Source organism: Pseudomonas sp. 2822-15 (assembly GCF_002742515.1).
In the GTDB taxonomy this organism is placed as follows: Bacteria; Pseudomonadota; Gammaproteobacteria; order Pseudomonadales; family Pseudomonadaceae; genus Aquipseudomonas; species Aquipseudomonas salomonii.
Genome location: NZ_LJRY01000237.1, coordinates 1 through 348, shown reverse-complemented (window position 1 = coordinate 348; position 348 = coordinate 1). Strand labels below are relative to the sequence as shown.

1 protein-coding gene is annotated in these 348 nt (G+C 34.5%); it reads left to right on the top strand.

Going from position 1 to position 348, the window contains the following annotated elements:
* Nucleotides 1-348 (top strand): ATP-binding cassette domain-containing protein (locus AOA59_RS25970; protein ID WP_143522817.1); only part of this gene is annotated, 348 nt, incomplete at both ends.

Here is a 348-nt window from a genome sequence, read left to right as displayed (position 1 = left end):
GGATATATGCTACAACAAGACTATTTATTTCCCTGGTTGACCATAGAGGAAAATATCACGCTCGGTCTTAAAACGATGGGAAAACTAACACCTGAAACTAGAAAAACTGCTATAGAACTATTAGAACAAATGGGTTTAAAAGATAAAACAAATCAATTTCCTGGAGAACTTTCTGGAGGTATGAGACAACGAGTTGCTTTAGTTAGAATGTTATCTACTGATCCGAAGCTATTATTATTAGACGAACCCTTTTCAGCTTTAGATTATCAAACGAAACTTAAATTAGAGGATTTGGTCTTCTCCACAATCAGAGAGCATCAAAAAACGGCAATTTTAGTAACTCATGAT